Below are 19,487 nucleotides of genomic sequence, written 5' to 3'. Positions count from 1 at the left end.
CACTGAGCTACCCGGAGATGTGGGGTACGGGGACATGACCGTCGGTACGAACAGCTCGCCAGGGGCCGCCGGCACGGCCGAGGAGCGGTTCGGGGACGCCGCCGGACCCACGGGTCCCGGCGCGCCCGCGCCGCCGGCCGCCCCCGGCCCCCCGGCGGCGGCCCCGGACTCCCTGGGCTTCGTACCGCCGCAGGCGGGGCGCGCCCAGGACCGCGAGGCCGCCGGGCGGCCGGCGGACGGCCCGGCCCGTCCGGGCGCGACCGCCCCGGACCCCGTCATCGACCCCGACGAACTGCCCGACGGGCTCGTCGTCGCCGACCACACCGGACACGTCGTCTGCTTCAACCGGGCCGCCTCCCGGATCACCGCCATCCCCGCCGGCCAGGCCATCGGCGCCCGCATCGAGCGCGCGCTGCCGCTGGAGGACCTCGAAGGCCGCCGCTGGTGGGCGCTGACCGACCCGTACGGCGGGCTCGCCACCCGGCGCGGCCAGCCCGAGCGGAACCTGCTGCTGCCCGGCGGGCGCGAGGTGCTCGTCTCCGCCCGCTACGTGCGCACCCACCCCACCGGCCCCCTCAGCCGCCTCGTGGTCACCCTGCGCGGCACCGAGGCCCGGCGCCGCACCGAGCGCAGCCACGCCGAGCTGATCGCGACGGTCGCGCACGAGCTGCGCTCCCCGCTGACCTCGGTGAAGGGCTTCACCGCCACCCTGCTCGCCAAGTGGGAGCGGTTCACCGACGACCAGAAGCGGCTGATGCTGGAGACCGTCGACGCCGACGCCAACCGCGTCACCCGGCTGATCGCCGAACTCCTCGACATCTCCCGCATCGACTCCGGCCGCCTGGAGGTCCGCCGCCAGCCGGTCGACCTCGCCGCTGCCGTGGGCCGCCACGTCCAGGCGCTCACCGCGAACGGCCAGGCGCCCGAGCGGTTCCTCGTACGGGTCAGCAGCCCGCTGCCCGACTGCTGGGCCGACCCGGACAAGATCGACCAGATCCTCGGCAACCTCCTCGAAAATGCGGTGCGCCACGGTGACGGAACGGTCACCATCGACGTAGCACCGCACGAGAAGGGAACAGCCGTCACCGTGACCGACGAAGGCCCCGGGATCCCCGAGGAGTCGATGGCCCGCGTCTTCACCCGCTTCTGGCGGGGGAGCAAGCGCGGCGGCACCGGCCTGGGCCTGTACATCGTCAAGGGCATCGTGGAGGCCCACGGCGGCGCCATCACGGTCGGCCGCGGCCCCGGAGGCGGCGCCGAGTTCCGATTTATCCTGCCCGTGAGCGCCCCGGCCTACCTCACGCAGTAACCCTGCGGAGAGTCTCACCGGGCGGCCCACGGGCTCCTCCACCCCCGGCGGCCCTTAGACTCGTCCTTTGGCACCTTTGTGTCCTTGTGCCGATCGAGCCCGAGGCGTTTCGATCACGTCGCGCGGGGACCCACCAGCCAGCCATCGGAAGTACGGGAAGAGATGTCGGCACCGAACAAGTCGTACGACCCTGTCGAGGTCGAGGCACTGAAACCGGAAGAGATCGAGCGCATGCGGGACGAGGCGCTCGCCGCCTTCGCGTCCGCCGGCGACCTCGACGAGCTCCGCGAGGCGAAGACCGCGCACATGGGCGACCGCTCGCCCCTGGCGCTCGCCAACCGCGAGATCGGCGCCCTGCCGCCCCAGGCCAAGGCCGAGGCGGGCAAGCGCGTCGGACAGGCCCGCGGCGCCGTGAACAAGGCCTTCGGGGCCCGCACGGTCCAGCTGGAGGCCGAGCGCGACGAGCGGGTGCTGGTCGAGGAGGCGGTGGACGTCACGCTGCCCTACGACCGCGTGCCCGCCGGCGCCCGCCACCCCCTGACCACGCTGATGGACCGCATCGCGGACATCTTCGTCGGCATGGGCTACGAGGTCGCGGAAGGCCCCGAGGTCGAGGCGGAGTGGTTCAACTTCGACGCCCTCAACTTCACGCCCGACCACCCGGCGCGCCAGATGCAGGACACCTTCTTCGTCCGGGGCCCCGAGGGCACCCGGGGCGACGAGTCCGGCGTCGTGCTGCGCACCCACACCTCCCCGGTGCAGGCGCGCTCGCTGCTGGAGCGCAAGCCCCCCGTCTACATCGTCTGCCCGGGCCGCGTGTACCGCACCGACGAGCTCGACGCGACGCACACCCCGGTCTTCCACCAGGTCGAGCTGCTCGCCGTGGACGAGGGCCTGACCATGGCCGACCTCAAGGGCACCATCGACCACATGGTCAAGGAGCTCTTCGGGGAGCAGACCACCACCCGGCTGCGCCCGCACTTCTTCCCCTTCACCGAGCCGTCCGCCGAGATGGACATGCAGTGCTACGTCTGCCGCGGCGAGTCGGTGGGCAACCCCGACCGTCCCTGCCGTACCTGCTCCAGCGAGGGCTGGATCGAGCTCGGCGGCTGCGGCATGGTCAACCCGAAGGTGCTCACCGCCTGCGGTGTGGACCCGGAGAAGTACAGCGGGTTCGCCTTCGGCTTCGGCATCGAGCGGATGCTGATGTTCCGTCACAACGTTGAAGACATGCGAGACATGGTCGAGGGTGACGTGCGCTTCACCCGGCCGTTCGGGAGTGAGATCTGATGCGCGTCCCGCTTTCCTGGCTGCGGGAGTACGTCGACCTCCCCGCGGGCGAGACCGGCCGTGACGTGGCCGCCAAGCTGGTCGACGCCGGCCTCGAGGTCGAGACCGTCGAGACGCTCGGCGCCGGCCTCAAGGGCCCCCTCGTCGTCGGCCAGGTGCTGACCATCGAGGAGCTCGAGGGCTTCCGCAAGCCGATCCGCTTCTGCACGGTCGACGTCGGCACCGCCAACGGCACCGGCGAGCCGCAGGAGATCGTCTGCGGCGCCCGGAACTTCTCCGTCGGCGACAAGGTCGTCGTGGTCCTGCCCGGCGCCGTCCTGCCCGGCGACTTCGCGATCGCCTCGCGCAAGACGTACGGCAAGACCTCGCACGGCATGATCTGCTCCGGCGAAGAGCTCGGCATGGGCGACGACGGCACGCACGGCATCATCGTGCTGCCGCCGGAGTACGAGCCCGGCACCGACGCGATCGAGCTGCTCCAGCTCGTCGACGAGGTCCTCGACATCGACATCACCCCGGACCGCGGCTACTGCATGTCCATGCGCGGTGTGGCCCGCGAGGCCGCCACCGCCTACGGCCTGCCGCTGCGCGACCCGGCGCTGCTCGACGTGCCTGCGCCGAACTCGTACGGCTACGCCGTGCAGATCTCCGACCCGGCCGGCTGCGACCGCTTCACCGCCCGCACGGTGACCGGCCTCGACCCCGAGGCGCGGTCCCCGATCTGGCTCACGCGCCGCCTCCAGAAGGCGGGCATGCGCCCGATCTCGCTGGCCGTGGACATCACCAACTACGTGATGCTGGAGCTCGGCCAGCCGCTGCACGCCTACGACCGCGCGCGCCTCGACGGCGCGATCGGCGTCCGCCGTGCCGAGCAGGGCGAGAAGTTCACCACCCTCGACGGCGTCAAGCGCACGCTCGACGCCGAGGACCTGGTGATCACCGACAGCAGCGGCCCGATCGGGCTCGCCGGTGTCATGGGCGGCGCCAACACCGAGATCGCCGACTCCGTCACCGACCCGGAGACGGGCGCCGTCACCGGCACCACGGACGTGGTGATCGAGGCCGCGCACTTCGACTCCGTGTCGATCTCGCGCACCGCCCGCCGCCTGAAGCTCTCCTCGGAGGCCTCCAAGCGCTTCGAGCGGGGCGTCGACCCGCAGGCCGCCGCCGCGGCCGCGCAGCGGACCGTCGACCTCCTCGTGCTGCTCGCCGGCGGCACCGCCGAGGCCGGCGTCACCGAGCTCACCGCCCCGGGCGCCCCGCGCACCATCGCGATGAGCGCCGACCACCCGGACCGGGTCGCGGGCATGGAGTACGGCCGCGAGACCGTCGTGCGCCGCCTCCAGGAGGTCGGCTGCGACGTCTACGGCCAGGACGAGCTCGTCGTCACCGTCCCCTCGTGGCGGCCCGACCTCGCCGAGCCCAACGACCTCGCCGAAGAGGTCATCCGGCTGGAGGGCTACGGGAACCTCCCGTCCACCCTCCCGCAGGTGCCCTCCGGCCGCGGCCTGACCGCGCGCCAGCAGCTGCACCGCCGGGTCGGCCGCGCGCTGGCCGGCGCCGGCTACGTCGAGGCGCTGAGCTACCCGTTCATCGGCGAGGCCGTCTTCGACCAGCTCCAGCTGCCCGCGCACGACGCGAGCCGCCAGGTCGTCAAGCTGGTCAACCCACTGTCCGACGAGGAGCCGGCGCTGCGCACCACGCTGCTGCCGGGCCTGCTCGGCGCGCTGCGCCGCAACGACAGCCGGGGCAGCCACGACCTCGCGCTCTTCGAGACCGGCTCGGTCTTCCGCGCCGCCGCCGAGGCGGGCGTCGCCGTACGCCTGCCCGTCGACCGGCGTCCCACGGACGAGGAGGTCGCCACCCTCGACGCGGCCCTGCCCGCGCAGCCGCGGTACGCCGCGGTCGTGCTGGCCGGTGCGCGCGAGCAGGCCGGCTGGTGGGGCAAGGGCCGTCCGGCCGACTGGGCGGACGCCGTCCAGGCCGCCCGCGCGCTGGCCGTCGAGGCCGGCGCCGAGCTGGTCGTCCGCCAGGGCCAGTACGGCCCCTGGCACCCGGGCCGCTGCGCCGAGCTGGTCGTCACCGTCGACGGTGTCGAGCAGGTCATCGGCCACGCCGGCGAGCTGCACCCGCGCGTGGTCAAGGCCATGGGCCTGCCCGCCCGCACCAGCGCCATGGAGCTCGACCTGGACCGCCTCGCGGCGGCCGGCGGCGAGGCCGTGCAGGCGCCCCGGATCTCCACCTTCCCGGTGGCGACCCAGGACGTCGCGCTGATCGTGGACGCCTCCGTCCCCGCCGCGGCGGTGGAGGACGCGCTGCGCAAGGGCGCCGGCGAACTGCTGGAGTCCCTGCGGCTGTTCGACGTGTTCACCGGTGAGCAGGTCGGCGAGGGCAAGAAGTCCCTCGCGTACGCGCTGCGCTTCCGCGCGGCCGACCGGACGCTGACCGCCGAGGAGTCCACGGCCGCGCGCGACGCGGCGGTGGCACTGGCCGGCGAGCGGACCGGGGCGGTGCTGCGGGGCGCGTAGCGCTGCCGCTTTGAGTCCCGCTGAGGGGCGCGTCCGGATCCCCGGGCGCGCCCCTCACCCGTTCGGGTGGCCTACGGGTGCCCTGCCCGGGCCGGTCCCCTACCCGCCCTTCAACCGTTCTCGCCTCAGTCGCCGGCGCGGCTCGAAGACCCGGGGCTCCGCCCCCGGACCCCGCCGGCGTTCGAGGCGCTGGGGGCACCTCCCTCCCAGCGGTAGCTGGGGGAGGGTCTGGGGGCGGAGCCCCCAGGGCACGGTGGAAGGGCGGGTAGGGGACCGGCCCCGCGCAGCGGCACGCACGCACGCGCACGCGCCCGCGCGGCTGGCGGGCGCGCCGTGCCGCATCGGCGGCCCCGCGCAGCGGTGCACCCGGGCACGGGCACACCCGCGCGGCTGGCTGCGGGCGTGCGCGCCGTGCCGCGGCACCGGGAGGGCGGCCCCACCGCCGACGCCGCCCCCGGGGTGCCGCGCCGCGGCCGCGGCCGACCGGTGCGGACCCGCCCGGCCCGGGGGGAGTGGTACGGCCCGGGCGGATCCGTGTCACCGGCGGAGCCGCTCCGCACCGGGCCGGTGGACGGACCCGGTACGGAACCGGCCCGGCTCCGGCGGGGTCCGGCGACCAACCGGACCGCGGCGGAGCCGTGGTGCGCCGCCCGCGCCCGCCATGGAGTGTCGGGCAGACAGCGGGGCGGGCGGCGCGGTGCCGGGTCGTCGCACTGTACGAGGGGGAGCCGACGACCGGGCGGCCTCCTTGGCGAGGCTCTTAAGTGAACCGCCTCCAGGCCCCCGAACGGCAGGGTGCGCAACGCATTTATGCGCGCACTCGGTTCACACCCCGTGTGAAGGAAACGCGGAACGCCCCCGCGCGCACCGCTCAGCCACTAGCCTGAATCCGACGAGCCCTTGGAGCGGCCCATGCAGCCCAATGCACTGCTCGACGCCCTCCTCGCCGAGGCGGGCATGTCCCACGCCGGACTCGCCGCGCATGTCAACCAGGCGGGCCGGTCCCGCGGACTCGCGCTGCGCTACGAACACACCGCGGTCTCCCGCTGGCTGAAGGGGCAGCGCCCCCGCGGCCAGGTGCCCGACCTGATCTGCGAGGTGCTGGGCGGCCGGCTGCAACGCCCCGTCGGGCTCGACGACATCGGGCTCGGGATCCCCGGCCGGCAGAGCCCGCACGGCACCCGGCTCAGCGGCTTCGTCGACCGCGCCACCGCCCTGTGGCTCTCCGACGAGCTGGGCCGGCCCGCGCAGCTCACGGCGCAGGCCCTCACCGGCACCCCGGCCGTGATCCCGGTGTGGGAGTGGGAGAACCCGCCCGAGGACGCCGACGTGTCCCGGGTGGGGCGGCACCGGATCGGGCCCGAGCACATCGAGATCCTGCGCGCCGCCCGGGTGCACTACGAGCTGATGTACCGCCGGGCCGGCGGGATGGCCACCCGGGCCCGGATCGTGCGCTTCCTCGGCAGCGAGACCGCCCCGATGCTGCGCGGGAGCTACTCCGACGAGGTCGGCCGCCCGCTGCACCGGGCCACCGGGTCCCTGGTGGCCGTCGCGGGGATCTGCGCGTACGACTCCGACGCCCACGGCCTCGCCCAGCGCTACTTCCACCAGGCGCTGCGGCTCGCCAAGGCCAGCGGGGACCGGGGGCTCGGGGCGTACGTGATCGCCCTGCTGGTCAACCAGTCCCTGCACCTGAAGGAGTACCGCCAGGCCCTGGCCTTCGCCGAGGCCGCGCTGCGCGCCGCCGGCCCGGACACCACCCCGGCGCTGGGGGCCGACCTGTACGCGATGCAGGCCAAGGCCTATGCGCAACTCGGCGACACCCCGGCCGCGTTGGCGTGCATCCGGCGCGCCGAGGCGGCGGCCGAGCGGATCAGGCCCGGCAGCGAGCCCGCCGAGACCGGCTACGTCCAGCCCGGCCTGGTCAACGTACAGGTGGCGGAGGCGCTGTTGAGCCTGGGGGACCTCGCGGGGGCGCACGAGCAGGCGGCCGAGGCGGTGGGGACCCCGGCGCACGACCGGGGGCGGGTGCACCGCCTCGCGATGCTGTGCGAGATCCAGCTGCGGCAGGGGGAGGCCGAGAGGGCGGTGGCTTCGGCGGCCGAAATGGCCGAGCGGGCCCAGGGGATGGAGTCGCTGCGCCTGCGGGACCGGCTGCGGACCGTCCGGGAGCAGCTGCTGAGCAGCGGGTGCTCCGGTGCGGAGGAGACCGCGTACCTCATCGACGGGGCGCTGCGCGTTCCCCTCTGAGGGCGTCTGCTGCTGCCATGTTGCCACCAACGGATGCGGAAGGTGGCATTACCGTGCAGTGGACGAACCTGAGTGAGCAGACCGTGTACAAGAACCGCTGGTTCGATGTGAACCTCGCGGACGTGGAACTCCCCGACGGCCGGCACCTGGACCACTTGGTGATCCGGCTGCGGCCGGTCGCCGTCGCCACGGCCGTCAACGAGGCCGACGAGGTGCTGCTGCTGTGGCGGCACCGGTTCATCACCGGCAGCTGGGGCTGGGAGCTGCCCGCCGGGGTGGTCGAGGACGGGGAGTCGGTCGAGGCGGCGGCCGCGCGGGAGATGGAGGAGGAGTCGGGCTGGCGGCCCGGCCCGCTTCACCACCTGATGACCGTGGAGCCCTCCAACGGGCTGACCGACGCCCGCCACCACCTCTACTGGGCGGACGGGGCCGCGTACGTCGGCGAACCGGAGGACGCCTTCGAGTCCTCGCGCCGGGAGTGGGTCCCGCTCAAGCTGGTCCCGGACATGATCGCGCGCGGGGAGGTCCCGGCCGCCAACATGGCGGCCGGGCTCCTCCTGCTGCACCACCTGAGGCTGGGCCGCCCCTAGGGGGTGTCCGGGTGGTTCAGCCGTACGGGTAGAAGCCCGAGCCCGTCTTGCGGCCCAGGCGGCCCGCGTCCACCATGCGCTGGAGCAGCGGGGGAGCGGCGTACAGCGGCTCCTTGTACTCGGCGTACATCGAATCGGCGATCGAGACGATGGTGTCCAGGCCGATCAGGTCGGACAGCTTGAGCGGGCCCATCGGGTGGGCGCAGCCCAGCTCCATGCCGTTGTCGATGTCCTCGCGGCTCGCGATGCCCGACTCGAACATCCGGATCGCGGACAGCAGGTACGGCACCAGGAGCGCGTTGACGACGAAGCCGGACCGGTCCTGGGCGCGGACGGCGTGCTTCTTCAGCACGTCCCGCACCAGGGCCTCGGACCGCTTGACGGTCTCCTCGCTCGTCGTCAGCGCCGGGATCAGCTCGACGAGCCGCTGCACGGGCGCCGGGTTGAAGAAGTGGATGCCGATGACCTGGTCGGGCCGCGAGGTCGCGACGGCCAGCTTGACCAGCGGGATCGAGGAGGTGTTGGAGGCGAGGATCGCGTCCGGGCGGGTGATCACCTGGTCCAGGACCTGGAAGATCTCCGTCTTGACCTGCTCGTTCTCGACGACGGCCTCGATGACGAGGTCGCGGTCGGCGAACTCGCCGAGGTCGGTGGTGAAGGTGAGCCGGGCCAGGGTGGCGTCCCGCTCCTCCTCGCTGATCTTGCCGCGTTCGGCGGCCTTGGTCAGCGAGTTGTGCAGCCGGGTGCGCCCGATCTCCAGGGCCTCCCCGGTGGTCTCGGCGACCCTCACCTCAAGACCGCTGCGGGCGCACACCTCCGCGATGCCCGCGCCCATCTGGCCACAGCCCACCACGCCGACCTTGGTGATGTCGGTCGGGAGGGTAGAGAGGTCCGTCACATCGTGCCTTTCGCTGCTCATCCATCGCGGGTCCCCCGTGTTCGGCAGTGGTAACTGCATCCCGGCGCCCGCCACGCCCCCCGACGTTACTCCCGCGTTGCCCCCGGCGGCGGGCCGGGGCGGGGCATGCTGTGCCCACGCAGGGCATTGTCACGGAGAGGAACGGAGTCGTCACATGGCGCACATCGGACGGCGGGGAGTGCTGGCGGGAGCGGCGGGAGCGCTGGCCACGACGGCCGCGGGCCCCGCGGCGGCGGGGGCGGCGCAGCCGGGGACGGCAGCGGGGGTACGGGGACCGGCAGGGCCACCGGGGGCGCTCCCGGCGCGCGCCGCCGCCGGCGGCCGGGCGGGGACCGCGGAGTTCCGGGGGATGTGGATCGCGACCGTACAGAACGTCGACTGGCCCTCCGAGAGCGGGCTGTCCGCCCGGGAGCAGCGCACGGAGCTGATCAAGCTCCTCGACACGGCGGTGGCGCGCCGGCTCAACGCGGTCATCCTCCAGGTCCGGCCGGCCGCCGACGCGTTCTGGCCCTCGACGCGCGAGCCCTGGTCGCAGTGGCTGACCGGGGTGCAGGGCCGGGACCCGGGCTGGGACCCGCTGGGCACGGCCGTCACCGAAGCGCACGCGCGCGGGCTGGAGCTGCACGCCTGGTTCAACCCGTACCGGGTGGCCAACCACACCGAGCCCTCCCGGCTCGCGCCCTCGCACCCGGCCCGCCGCAACCCGGGCTGGACCGTCGCCTACGGCGGCAAGCTGTACTACAACCCGGGACTGCCCGAGGTGCGGTTCTTCGTCCAGGAGGCGATGCTCGACGCCGTCTCCCGCTACCCCGTCGACGCGGTGCACTGGGACGACTACTTCTACCCCTACCCCGTAGCGGGGGAGTACTTCGACGACGACGACGCCTTCGCGGAGCACGGCGGCTCCTTCACCTCCCGGGCCGCCTGGCGCCGCGACAACACCGACACCCTCGTCCGCGAGATGTCGCGGAAGCTGCGGGGGCGCAGTCCGGCGGTGCGGTTCGGCATCAGCCCCTTCGCGGTGTGGCGCAACCAGGGAACCGACCGGCTCGGCTCGGCCACCCGGGCGCTCCAGACGTACGACGACCTCTACGCGGACACCCGCAAATGGGTCCTGGAGGGCTGGGTCGACTACATCGCCCCGCAGGCGTACTGGCACATCGGGTACGCGGCGGCCGACTACGCCGAGGTCGTGCGCTGGTGGGCGCAGACGGTCGCCGGCACCGGGGTGGACCTGTACGTGGGCGAGGCGCTGTACCGCTGCGACGCCCGCAGCTCCACCGCCGCCTGGCGGGATCCCGCCGAGCTGTCCCGGCACCTGACCCTCGCCCGCCGGTACGCGGAGGTCCGCGGCCACTCCTACTTCTCGGGGAAGTACGTGGTCGCGGACCCCAATGGAGCGCTGGCCAGGGTCGTCGCCGACCACTACCCGACGGCCGTGCCGCCGCGCTGAGTCAGCGCCAGGTGGCGGACTTGCCCTCGGGCTCGTCCGGATGGCGTACGACGCAGTCGGGGCCGGGGGACATGACGGCGTCGTGCCCGTCCGGGAAGTGGACCCGGTACGGAGGGGCGCCGTTCTCGCCCAGGACCTCGACGATCTCGCCCACCCTGTCGTGCTGGCCAACGACCCTGCCGTGCTGCACCAGCTGGTCGCCCTCGGTCGCGCGCATCTGCTGACCTCCCTCGGAGCCGGTCCGATCCGGTGCCAGTAGTTTAGGCCGATCCGAGGCTATTTGACCCGTTGAGTCACGGTGATGCAGACGAGGACCGCGCAGGCGGCCAGCGGTGTGGCCGGGGACAGGTGCTCGCCGAGCAGCGCCACCGACCACACCAGGGTCAGCAGCGGCTGGGCGAGCTGGAGCTGGCTGGCGCGCGCGGTGCCGATCTCGGCCATGCCCCGGTACCAGACGTACAGCCCGAAGAAGTTCGAGCCCGCGGCCACCCACACCAGACCGGTCACCCCGTGCCAGGTCAGGTGCACCGGCTCGGACGCCAGCGCGAACGCCGCGCCCGCCAGGCCCAGCGGCAGGCACAGCACCAGCGCCCAGCCGATCACCTGCCAGCCGGGCAGCGAGCGTGCCAGCCGCCCGCCCTCGGTGTAGCCGGCCGCGCACACCAGCAGGGCCCCGAACAGGCAGGCGTCGCCGGCGGAGGGGGCGCCGCCGCTCTGGGCCAGGGTGAAGACCAGGATCACCACGGCCCCGGCGACGGCCGCCGCCCAGAAGCGGCCCGACGGGCGGTTGCCCGTACGCAGCGCCGAGAAGGCGGCGGTGGTCAGCGGCAGCAGACCCACCACGACGGCGGCGTGCGAGGTGGTGGAGGTCCGCAGGGCCAGCGTGGTCAGCAGCGGGAAGCCCACCACCACCCCGCCCGCCACCACGGCGAGCCCGGCCCAGTGCTCCCGGGCCGGCAGCGGCACCCGCCCGGCCAGCAGGAAGGCGCCCGCGACGGCGGCGGCCAGGACGCTGCGCAGCGCGACGAGGGACCAGGGGCCGAAGCTCTCCAGACCCCAGGCGGTGGCGGGGAAGGTCAGCGAGAAGGTGACCACTCCGAGCATGGCGAGGGTCGTACCGCTGCGCGCGGCGGTACGACCGCCCCCCACCTGCACCGCTATCGAGGTCGGGTGAGTAGCGCTATTCTGTGCTGTCATGTATGAGCGTAGCAGTGTGGCCGAGCTGGCAGAATCCCTGCGATCGGAACTCGACCGCTACCCGGTGGGTGGAAAGCTCCCGTCGAGCCGGGCCATGGTGGAGCGATACAGGGTCAGCCCCGTCACCGTCTCCCGGGCCCTCGCGCAGCTCGCCGCCGAGGGGCTCGTCGTCACCCGGCCCGGCGCCGGGGCCTTCCGGGCGCACCCGCGCACGAGCGGCCCCGCGCCCGGGGACACCTCCTGGCAGGAAGTCGCCCTCAGCGCCGAAGGCGCCGGGGAGGTCGTCCCGCGCTCCGTGGACGCCACCGGGGTCGCGAACTCCCTCGCCGTACCGCCCGCCGGGGTCATCGAGCTCAACGGCGGCTACCTGCACCCCTCGCTCCAGCCCGAGCGGGCCATGGCGGCGGCCCTGGCCCGCGCCGGACGCCGGCCCGGGGCGTGGGGGCGGCCGCCCATGGAGGGGCTGCCCGAGCTGCGCGACTGGTTCGCCCGCGAGATCGGGGGCGCCGTCGGGTCGGTCGTCGCCGCCGACGTGCTGATCACCGCCGGCGGGCAGAGCGCGCTGACCACCGCCGTACGGGCGCTGGCCCCGCCCGGCGCGCCGATCCTGGTCGAATCGCCCACCTACCCCGGGCTGCTGGCCATCGCCCGCGCCTCCGGCTGCCGCCCGGTACCCGTCCCCATGGACGCCGAAGGGGTCCGGCCGGAGCTGCTGGCCGCCGCCTTCGAAGCCACCGGCGCGCGGGTCTTCGTATGCCAGCCGCTGTTCCAGAACCCGACCGGGGCCGTGCTGTCCGCCGCGCGGCGCACCGAGGTGCTGCGCATCGCGCGGGCCGCCGGGGCCTTCGTCATCGAGGACGACTACGCGCGCAACCTCGCCCACGAGGACGCGGGCCCGCTGCCCGCGACGCTCGCCGCCCAGGACTCCGACGGGGTCGTGGTCCACGTCCGGTCCCTGACCAAGGCCACCTCGCCCAGCCTGCGGGTCGGCGCGCTCGCCGCCCGGGGGCCGGTGCTGGACCGGTTGCGGGCCATCCAGGTCGTCGACAGCTTCTTCGTGCCCCGGCCCCTCCAGGAGGCCGCGCTCGAACTCGTCGGCGCCCCCGCCTGGCCCCGCCACCTGCGGGCCGTCGCCGCCGAGTTGCGCCACCGGCGCGAGGTCCTCGCGGGCGCCCTGCGGCGGGAGCTGCCCGGCGCCGAGCTCACCCACCTGCCCTCGGGCGGCTTCCAGCTCTGGGTGCGCCCCGGCGGGGACGGCGACGACGCAGGCTTCGCGGCGGCCGCCCTGCGCGCCGGAGTCGCGGTCACGCCGGGCCGCCCGTACTTCTGCGCCGAACCGCCCGCCGCGCACGTCCGGTTGAGCTTCGCCGGGGTGTCGGGGCCGGGGGAGCTGGTGGAGGCCGTGCAGCGGCTGCGGGGCGGGCTGCCCGGGGGGCTGCTCGGCGGGGCGGCCGGGGCGCGCAATCCCCGTTGAACGGCGAGTGAAGCGGCCCTAACCTGCGGGTATGACCGAGATAGTGATCACCTCCCTGGCCGTCCGTCCCGAACTGGCCCCCCGGCTCTGGGACATGGAGGACTCCTGGCCGGAGTTCGCCCAGAACGATCCCATCGCCTGGCTCCTCTACCCCCGCCTGGTCGCCGAGTTCCCCGAGTACGTCTTCATCGCCACCGACGGCGACGAGGTGGTGGCCCGGGCCTTCAGCGTCCCCTTCGCGCTGCACACGCCCGAGCGCGGCGGGGTGCTGCCCGGGCAGGGCTGGGACCGGGTCCTGCTGTGGGCCTTCTCCGACCAGCGGCGGGGCGTCCGGCCGGACACGGTCAGCGCCCTGGAGATCTCGATCGCCCGCGGCCGGCAGGGCGAGGGCCTGTCCGGCCGGATGCTCACCGCCATGCGCGAGGGGGCCCGCGCCGGCGGGTTCACCGAGGTCGTGGCCCCGCTCCGGCCCAGCGGGAAGCACGCCGAGCCCGAGACCCCGATGGCGGAGTACGCGTACCGCACCCGCGAGGACGGGCTGCCGTACGACCCGTGGCTGCGGGTCCACGTGCGCGCGGGGGCGGTCATCGACTCGGTGGCCCCGGTGTCGATGACCATCAGCGGCACCCTCGACCAGTGGCGGCAGTGGACCGGACTGCCCTTCGACACCCCGGGCCCGGTCCGCGTACCCGGGGCGCTCAGCACCGTCCACTGCGACCCGGAGCACGACCGCGCGGTCTACGTGGAGCCGAACATCTGGGTGCGCCACCCGCTCGGCGCCGCCGCGACGGTGTCCGGATGATCACGGTCCGGGCCGCCGGCCCGGGCGACGGCGACGCCCTCGGCGAGATCCACGCCGCCGCCTGGGAGGCCGCGTACGCCCCCTTCTTCGCGCCGGAGTTCGCCGCCGAGGGCGTCCGCGGCAGGCGCACCCGCTGGCACGCGCGGCTCGTGGAGGACCCGCGGACGCTCCTGCTGGCCGAGGCCGGCGGCCGCCCCCTGGCCATGTCCTGGTCCACCGCCTCCGGGACCCGGCAGGGCCTCGCGGAGATCCTCAGCTTCTACGCCCACCCCGACGGCTGGGGCACCGGCGTCGCCGCCGTGCTGATGGACGCGACGCTGGCCCGGCTGCGCGCGGACGGCTTCGCCCGCGCCCACCTGTGGACGCTGCGGGACACCCCGAGGTCCCGCGGCTTCTACGCCAAGTGCGGCTTCGCCGGGACCGGGGCGGTACGGGGTACGGACTTCGGCGACGGCCGCCCGCTCGAACAGGTCGAGTACGAGCGGGAGTGCTGAGCCGGGACCCGTGCCACGGCGCCTTGCAGCGCTCGCTCGCGAGGGCGAGCGCCACTCCCTGAATGCGCGGATGCGCGGAAGCGGAGGACGGAGCCGGGTTGCGGGGCGGGCGCCCGCCCGGTCGACACCCCCTGTCCGGGGCGGGAGCATGGAACGGGAAGGTGTCGCAGCACGACCAGGGCTACAGGCAAGGGCCACGGCGAAGGAGCCGGTGCCGCAGCGGCCCGGTTCTGCGAGCGGCGCGAGCACCCCGGGCACGCCGTCCCGCCACCGGAAGAAGCTCTTTGCATAAAACTGCATAGGTACGTATAGTCATGCCATCGAGGAGGAGGGTCCGATGGTGGTACGTGTAGCGGTGGCCGGAGCGAGCGGATACGCGGGCGGTGAAGTCCTGCGCCTGCTGCTCTCGCACCCCGAGGTGGAGATCGGCGCGCTGACCGGCCACTCCAACGCCGGACAGCCCTTCGGCCCCCTCCAGCCGCACCTCGTCCCGCTCGCCGGACGGACCCTGGAGGCCACCACGCCCGAGGTCCTCGCCGGCCACGACGTCGTCTTCCTGGCCCTGCCCCACGGGCAGTCCGCCGCCGTCGCCGCGCAGCTCGGCGATGACGTCCTCGTCGTCGACATGGGCGCCGACCACCGGCTGAAGGACTCCGCCGACTGGGACGAGTTCTACGGCGCCCCGCACGCCGGCACCTGGCCCTACGGGCTCCCCGAGCTCCCCGGCGGCCGCGCCGCCCTGGCCGGCACCAAGCGCATCGCCGTCCCCGGCTGCTTCCCGACCGCCGTCTCGCTCGCCCTCTACCCCGCCTACCAGGCGCGCCTCGCCGCGCCCGAGGCCGTGATCGTCGCCGCCACCGGCACCTCCGGCGCCGGCAAGGCGCTCAAGCCGCACCTGCTCGGCTCCGAGGTCATGGGCACCGTCACCCCGTACGGCGTCGGCGGCGTCCACCGGCACACCCCCGAGATGGTGCAGAACCTCTCCCCGCTCGCCGGGGAGCGGGTCTCCGTCTCCTTCACCCCGAACCTCGTGCCGATGCCGCGCGGCATCCTCGCCACCTGCTCCGCCAAGGCCCTGCCCGGCACCACCGCGGATTCGCTGCGCGCCGCGTACGAGAAGGCCTACGCCGACGAGCCCTTCGTCCGGCTCCTCCCCGAGGGCCAGTGGCCCACCACCAAGGCCGTGTACGGCTCCAACGCCGTCCACGTCCAGGTCGCGTACGACGAGTCCGCCCAGCGGATCATCGCCATCAGCGCGATCGACAACCTCACCAAGGGCACCGCCGGCGGTGCGGTGCAGAGCATGAACATCGCCCTCGGGCTCCCCGAGGCGCTGGGTCTTTCCACGATTGGAGTGGCGCCGTGAGCGTGACGGCTGCACAGGGATTCACGGCGGCGGGCATCGCCGCCGGGATCAAGGCGAACGGCAACCCCGACCTGGCCCTCGTGGTCAACAACGGGCCGCGACTGGCCGCAGCGGGCGTCTTCACCTCCAACCGCGTCAAGGCCGCCCCCGTGCGCTGGTCCGAGCAGGTCCTGCGCGGCGCGACCGTCAGCGCGGTCGTCCTCAACTCCGGCGGCGCGAACGCCTGCACCGGCCCCAAGGGCTTCCAGGACACCCACGCCACCGCCGAGAAGGTGGCCGAGGTCCTGGGTGGCGAGCACAACGCAGGCGAGATCGCCGTGGCCTCCACCGGCCTGATCGGCGTCCTGCTCCCCATGGACAAGCTGCTCCCCGGTATCGAGACGGCCGCCGCCGCCCTCTCCGCCGACGGCGGCGAGGACGCGGCCATCGCCATCAAGACCACCGACACCGTGCACAAGACGGCCACCGTCACCCAGGAGGGCTGGACCGTGGGCGGCATGGCCAAGGGCGCGGGCATGCTCGCCCCGGGCCTGGCCACCATGCTCGTCGTCCTCACCACGGACGCCGACCTGGACAGCGCCACCCTCGACAAGGCGCTGCGGGACGCGACCCGCACCACCTTCGACCGGGTCGACTCCGACGGCTGCATGTCCACCAACGACACCGTGCTGCTGCTCGCCTCCGGCGCCTCCGGCCAGGTCCCCGCGTACGAGGCCTTCGCCGACGCCGTACGGACCGTCTGCGACGACCTCGCCCGCCAGCTGATCGGCGACGCCGAGGGCGCCAGCAAGGACATCCGCATCGAGGTCGTCGGCGCGGCCAGCGAGCAGGACGCGGTCGAGGTCGGCCGGTCCATCGCCCGCAACAACCTGCTCAAGTGCGCCATCCACGGCGAGGACCCCAACTGGGGCCGCGTCCTGTCCGCCATCGGCACCACTGGGGCGGCCTTCGACCCGGACCGGCTCAACGTCGCCATCAACGGCGTCTGGGTCTGCAAGAACGGCTCCGTCGGTGAGGACCGCGACCTGGTGAGCATGAAGGACCGGGAGGTGCGCATCACCGCGGACCTGTCCACCGGCTCCGAGTCCGCGGTCATCTGGGCCAACGACCTGACGGCCGAGTACGTCCACGAGAACAGCGCGTACAGCTCATGAGCACCGCGAGGCGCCACACCGCGCTCCCCAAGGCCGAGATCCTCATCGAGGCGCTGCCCTGGCTCACCCGGCACAACGGCAAGATCGTCGTGATCAAGTTCGGCGGCAACGCCATGATCGACGAGGACCTGAAGGCGGCCTTCGCCCAGGACGTGGTCTTCCTGCGCCAGGCCGGCCTGCGGCCCGTCGTCGTCCACGGCGGCGGCCCGCAGATCAACGCCCAGCTCGACAAGCAGGGCCTGGTCAGCGAGTTCAAGGCCGGCCTGCGGGTCACCACCCCGGAGGCCATGGACGTCGTACGCATGGTCCTGGCGGGCCAGGTCCAGCGGGAGCTGGTCGGCCTGCTCAACCAGCACGGGCCGCTCGCCGTCGGGATGACCGGCGAGGACGCCCACACCATCACCGCCACCAAGCACACCCCGCAGATCGAGGGCGAGGCCGTCGACATCGGCCGGGTCGGCGAGATCACCGCCATCGACACCGGCGCCATCGAGGCCCTGCTCGCGGACGGCCGGATCCCGGTCATCTCCTCCATCGCGCGCAGCGCCGACGACGGCCACGTGTACAACGTGAACGCCGACACGGCCGCCGCCGCGCTCGCCGCCGCGCTCGGCGCCGAGACGCTGATGGTCCTCACCGACGTCGAGGGCCTCTACGCGGACTGGCCCAACAGCGACGAGGTCATCAGCCGGCTCACCGTCAGCGAGCTGGAGAAGCTGCTGCCCGAGCTGTCCAGCGGCATGGTGCCGAAGATGGAGGGCTGCCTGCACGCGGTGCGCGGCGGCGTCAGCACCGCCCGCGTGATCGACGGGCGGGTCCAGCACTCGATCCTGCTGGAGATCTTCACCGACGAGGGAATCGGCACGATGGTCGTGCCCGACGCACAGGGAGGGGACAGCAAGTGAGCGGCAACCAGGAGACCGGCAACCAGCGCTACGCTTCCCGCTGGAAGGGGGCGCTGACCAACAACTACGGCACCCCCGCGCTGGCCCTCGTACGCGGTGCGGGCGCGCAGGTCTGGGACGCGGACGGCAAGCAGTACACCGACTTCGTCGGCGGCATCGCGGTGAACGCCCTCGGCCACGCCCACCCGGCCGTCGTCTCCGCCGTGACCGAGCAGATCACCACCCTCGGCCACGTCTCCAACCTCTACGCCTCCGAGCCGGTCCTCGCGCTCGGCGAGCGGCTGCTCCAGCTCTTCGGCCGCGAGGGGCGCGTGTTCTTCTGCAACTCCGGTGCGGAAGCGGTCGAGGCCGTCTACAAGATCGGTCGGCTGACCGGGCGGACCCACATGGTCGCCACCGGCGGCGGCTTCCACGGCCGGACCATGGGCGCCCTCGCCCTCACCGGCCAGCCCGGGAAGCAGACGCCCTTCCTGCCGCTGCCCGGCGATGTGACGCACGTCCCCTACGGCGACGTGGAGGCCCTGCGGGCCGCCGTCACCGAGGAGACCGCCTTCGTCCTCATCGAGCCGGTCCAGGGCGAGAACGGCGTGGTCGTCCCGCCCGCCGGCTACCTGACGGCCGCCCGCGAGATCACCCGGGCCACCGGGACGCTGCTCGCCCTCGACGAGGTGCAGACCGGCATCGGCCGCTGCGGCAGCTGGTTCGAGTACCAGCAGCACGAGGGGGTCGAGCCCGACCTCGTCACGCTCGCGAAGGGCCTCGGCGGCGGCCTGCCCATCGGCGCGGTGGCCGCCTTCGGCCCGGCCGCGGACCTGCTCCAGCCCGGCCAGCACGGCACCACCTTCGGCGGGAACCCGGTCGCCTGTGCCGCCGGCCTCGCCGTGATCGACACCATCGCCGCCGAGGGACTGCTCGACCGGGTCAAGGCCCGGGGTGAGCGGCTGCGCTCCGGAATCGAAGCTTCCGGCCACGGGCTGGTCTCCCACGTCCGCGGGTCGGGTCTGTTGCTGGGTATCGTGCTGACGGAGCCGCTCGCACCGAAGGTGCAGCTCGCGGCCCAGCAGGCCGGATTCCTGGTCAACGCGCCCGCCCCCGACGTGGTACGGCTGATGCCGCCGTTCGTCATCACCGAGGCCGAGGTCGACGCGTTCGTCCGGGCACTTCCCGGCATCCTCGACGAAGCGGGACGATCCGGAGAATGAGACGACGATGAGCCAGGCGCAGGAACCCGAGCAGAACGGCGGTCCCTCCGTTCCGCAGACCCGCACCGCCCGCCACCGCCGGATCGTGGACATCCTCAACCGGCAGCCGGTCCGCTCCCAGAGCCAGCTGGCCAAACTGCTCGCCGACGACGGGCTGAGCGTCACCCAGGCGACGCTCTCCCGCGACCTCGACGAGCTGGGCGCGGTCAAGATCCGCAACACCGGCGGCGAGCTGATCTACGCGGTCCCCAGCGAGGGCGGCTTCCGCACCCCGCAGGCCCCGCTCGGCGAGTCGGCGAAGGAGGAGCGCATGCGGCGCCTCTCCGGCGAACTGCTGATCTCCGCGGAGGCCTCCGCGAACCTCGTGGTCCTGCGCACCCCGCCCGGCGCGGCCCAGTTCCTCGCCTCGGCGATCGACCAGGCCGAACTCCAGGCGATCCTCGGCACCATCGCGGGCGACGACACCCTGATGCTCATCAGCCGCGACCCGGCCGGCGGCCAGGCCCTGGCCGACCACCTGCTGCGCCTGGCGCAGAAGGAGGGTTAGGCCGTCC

The 19,487-nt window shown here is 73.8% G+C and carries 17 protein-coding genes; 14 read left to right on the top strand and 3 right to left on the bottom strand.

Going from position 1 to position 19,487, the window contains the following annotated elements; genetic code table 11:
* The first annotated feature begins 34 nt into the window (after positions 1–34).
* The 5 genes from ACZ7IF_RS13900 (at position 35) to ACZ7IF_RS13880 (ending at position 7,967) form a co-directional block, all read left to right on the top strand.
* Entirely contained in the window at positions 35–1,309 is a 1,275-nt protein-coding gene (locus tag ACZ7IF_RS13900; RefSeq protein WP_470969022.1) for a sensor histidine kinase, read from the top strand.
* Positions 1,310–1,471: 162 nt separating this feature from the next.
* Positions 1,472–2,599, top strand: a complete 1,128-nt coding sequence (gene pheS / locus ACZ7IF_RS13895) for a phenylalanine--tRNA ligase subunit alpha (protein WP_470969017.1) — start codon at positions 1,472–1,474, stop codon at positions 2,597–2,599.
* A complete protein-coding gene (gene pheT, locus ACZ7IF_RS13890) occupies positions 2,599–5,127 on the top strand; it encodes a phenylalanine--tRNA ligase subunit beta (RefSeq protein WP_470969014.1) in 2,529 nt (842 codons plus the stop codon). Before pheS ends, pheT begins: the two co-directional genes overlap by 1 nt.
* A gap of 912 nt (positions 5,128–6,039) precedes the next feature.
* The gene (locus ACZ7IF_RS13885; RefSeq protein ID WP_470969008.1) at positions 6,040–7,377 is read left to right on the top strand and encodes a transcriptional regulator; all 1,338 of its coding nucleotides are present in this window, start codon (positions 6,040–6,042) and stop codon (positions 7,375–7,377) included.
* A 53-nt stretch (positions 7,378–7,430) separates the two neighbouring features.
* Positions 7,431–7,967, top strand: coding sequence for an NUDIX hydrolase (locus tag ACZ7IF_RS13880; protein WP_470969003.1), 537 nt, complete (start codon positions 7,431–7,433; stop codon positions 7,965–7,967).
* Between the two features lie 16 nt (positions 7,968–7,983).
* Here the strand turns inward: ACZ7IF_RS13880 and ACZ7IF_RS13875 are convergent, their stop codons facing one another.
* Positions 7,984–8,886, bottom strand: coding sequence for a 3-hydroxybutyryl-CoA dehydrogenase (locus tag ACZ7IF_RS13875; protein ID WP_470968996.1), 903 nt, complete (start codon positions 8,884–8,886; stop codon positions 7,984–7,986).
* A 154-nt stretch (positions 8,887–9,040) separates the two neighbouring features.
* Between ACZ7IF_RS13875 and ACZ7IF_RS13870 the strand changes: the two genes are divergently transcribed.
* The gene (locus ACZ7IF_RS13870; RefSeq protein WP_470968992.1) at positions 9,041–10,339 is read left to right on the top strand and encodes a glycoside hydrolase family 10-like protein; all 1,299 of its coding nucleotides are present in this window, start codon (positions 9,041–9,043) and stop codon (positions 10,337–10,339) included.
* Between the two features lies 1 nt (position 10,340).
* Here ACZ7IF_RS13870 and ACZ7IF_RS13865 read toward each other — a convergent pair whose 3' ends face one another.
* Together ACZ7IF_RS13865 and ACZ7IF_RS13860 are read right to left on the bottom strand one after the other, a co-directional pair.
* On the bottom strand, positions 10,341–10,556 hold the full coding sequence (locus ACZ7IF_RS13865; RefSeq protein WP_401249015.1) for a DUF1918 domain-containing protein: 216 nt from the start codon (positions 10,554–10,556) through the stop codon (positions 10,341–10,343).
* A gap of 59 nt (positions 10,557–10,615) precedes the next feature.
* Entirely contained in the window at positions 10,616–11,536 is a 921-nt protein-coding gene (locus ACZ7IF_RS13860; protein WP_470968985.1) for a DMT family transporter, read from the bottom strand.
* On the opposite strand from ACZ7IF_RS13860, the gene ACZ7IF_RS13855 reads away from it, so the two are divergent.
* The 8 genes from ACZ7IF_RS13855 (at position 11,535) to ACZ7IF_RS13820 (ending at position 19,480) form a co-directional block, all read left to right on the top strand.
* On the top strand, positions 11,535–13,010 hold the full coding sequence (locus tag ACZ7IF_RS13855; protein ID WP_470968980.1) for an aminotransferase-like domain-containing protein: 1,476 nt from the start codon (positions 11,535–11,537) through the stop codon (positions 13,008–13,010). The two genes, ACZ7IF_RS13860 and ACZ7IF_RS13855, sit on opposite strands and share 2 nt — an antisense overlap.
* A 31-nt stretch (positions 13,011–13,041) precedes the next feature.
* Entirely contained in the window at positions 13,042–13,812 is a 771-nt protein-coding gene (locus ACZ7IF_RS13850) for an N-acetyltransferase (RefSeq protein ID WP_470968973.1), read from the top strand.
* Entirely contained in the window at positions 13,809–14,306 is a 498-nt protein-coding gene (locus ACZ7IF_RS13845; protein WP_470968967.1) for a GNAT family N-acetyltransferase, read from the top strand. Before ACZ7IF_RS13850 ends, ACZ7IF_RS13845 begins: the two co-directional genes overlap by 4 nt.
* A gap of 337 nt (positions 14,307–14,643) precedes the next feature.
* The gene (argC, locus tag ACZ7IF_RS13840) at positions 14,644–15,672 is read left to right on the top strand and encodes an N-acetyl-gamma-glutamyl-phosphate reductase (RefSeq protein WP_470968964.1); all 1,029 of its coding nucleotides are present in this window, start codon (positions 14,644–14,646) and stop codon (positions 15,670–15,672) included.
* Positions 15,669–16,826 (top strand): bifunctional glutamate N-acetyltransferase/amino-acid acetyltransferase ArgJ, encoded by a 1,158-nt coding sequence (argJ, locus tag ACZ7IF_RS13835; RefSeq protein ID WP_470968961.1) that lies wholly within the window; start codon positions 15,669–15,671, stop codon positions 16,824–16,826. The genes argC and argJ overlap by 4 nt, the downstream gene beginning before the upstream one ends.
* A complete protein-coding gene (gene argB / locus ACZ7IF_RS13830; protein ID WP_470968958.1) occupies positions 16,823–17,731 on the top strand; it encodes an acetylglutamate kinase in 909 nt (302 codons plus the stop codon). Before argJ ends, argB begins: the two co-directional genes overlap by 4 nt.
* Positions 17,728–18,933 (top strand): acetylornithine transaminase, encoded by a 1,206-nt coding sequence (locus ACZ7IF_RS13825; protein WP_470968955.1) that lies wholly within the window; start codon positions 17,728–17,730, stop codon positions 18,931–18,933. Before argB ends, ACZ7IF_RS13825 begins: the two co-directional genes overlap by 4 nt.
* 7 nt (positions 18,934–18,940) lie before the next feature.
* Entirely contained in the window at positions 18,941–19,480 is a 540-nt protein-coding gene (locus ACZ7IF_RS13820) for an arginine repressor (RefSeq protein WP_388944993.1), read from the top strand.
* Positions 19,481–19,487 lie beyond the last annotated feature (7 nt).

This window comes from Streptomyces sp. NPDC037421, from assembly GCF_055602105.1.
The sequence above is the reverse complement of the archived record's forward strand: the minus strand, read 5'-3'. Positions and strand labels throughout refer to the sequence as shown.